Consider the following 1,349-nt stretch of genomic DNA (forward strand, 5'->3'; position numbering starts at 1 on the left):
CGATGACTTGGAGGCTGACTTCCGCCCCGGCCAATGGGAGGCGATAGACGCACTGGTCAATCACCGCCAGAAACTGATGGTGATTCAGCGTACGGGCTGGGGCAAAAGTTCGGTCTATTTCATTAGCACCCGCATTCTGCGTGACCGTGGTGCCGGGCCAACCATTATCGTGTCGCCACTGTTGGCGCTGATGCGCAACCAGATCGAGGCGGCGGAGCGGCTTGGCATTCGGGCGGTTAGCATCAACTCCACCAACCGTGACGATTGGGGCCGGGCGACACAAAAGGTGCTGGCCGACCAGGTCGATGCCATACTGATCTCGCCCGAAAGGCTCTCCAATGAAGAGTTCGTTGATAACGTGCTGCAGCCTGTCGCGGAACGGATTGGCCTGTTGGTGGTCGATGAGGCCCATTGCATCTCCGATTGGGGGCACGATTTCCGGCCGGACTATCGCCGCCTGGTGAATATCCTGCGGCAGATGCCGCCCAATATGCCGTTGCTGGGCACCACGGCAACCGCGAACAACCGGGTGATTGCCGATGTGCAGTCCCAGTTGGGGGATATTCAAATCCAACGCGGCCCGCTGGTTCGCGAGAGCCTGTCGCTGCAAACCTTGCGCCTGCCCGATCAGGCCTCGCGCCTGGCCTGGCTGGCCAGTCATATCCCGGAACTGCCCGGAACCGGCATTGTTTATGTGCTGACCATTCGTGATGCGGAGCAGGTAGCGAACTGGCTTAGTTCACAGGGCATTGAGGCCCCCGCCTATTACGGCAGCGTTGACCATCCCAATTTTGCCGACAGCAACAGCTACCGCCAACACCTCGAAGACCTGTTGTTGCACAACGAGATCAAGGTGCTGGTGGCCACCACTGCGCTGGGCATGGGCTACGACAAACCGGACCTCGGCTTTGTTATCCACTACCAGGCGCCCGGCTCGGTTGTGAGCTATTACCAGCAGGTCGGACGCGCCGGGCGTGGTATCGAGACGGCCTATGGGGTGCTGTTGGCGGGCAACGAAGATAACGACATTCATGACTTCTTCCGCCGCAGCGCCTTCCCGGACGAGCGGGATGTAAATGCGATACTAGGGGTGTTGACAGATCACGACGACGGCCTCTCCCTGTCACGGCTTCAGACCCAGTTGAATTTGCGGCATGGGCAGATCGAGAAGGTGCTCAAGGTTTTGAGCGTGGAGACACCGGCCCCCATCATCAAACAAGGGACCCGCTGGCGCCGGACTCCCGTCCCCTATGTGATGGACCATGAACGTATCGAACGCCTGACACAACAGAGGGAACAGGAATGGCAGGAGATACAGGACTATATCGATAGCCAGACCTGCCTGATGG

General features: G+C 59.4%; 1 protein-coding gene. It reads left to right on the forward strand.

The window, feature by feature from the left end; translation table 11 throughout:
• On the forward strand, positions 1-1,349 hold a 1,349-nt coding region (locus ACOCD2_RS20160), incomplete at both ends, for a RecQ family ATP-dependent DNA helicase (protein ID WP_419625965.1).

Origin of the sequence: Thiolapillus sp. (genome assembly GCF_048562965.1) — a bacterium.
GTDB classification, from domain to species: domain Bacteria; phylum Pseudomonadota; class Gammaproteobacteria; order Chromatiales; family Chromatiaceae; genus Thiolapillus; species Thiolapillus brandeum_A.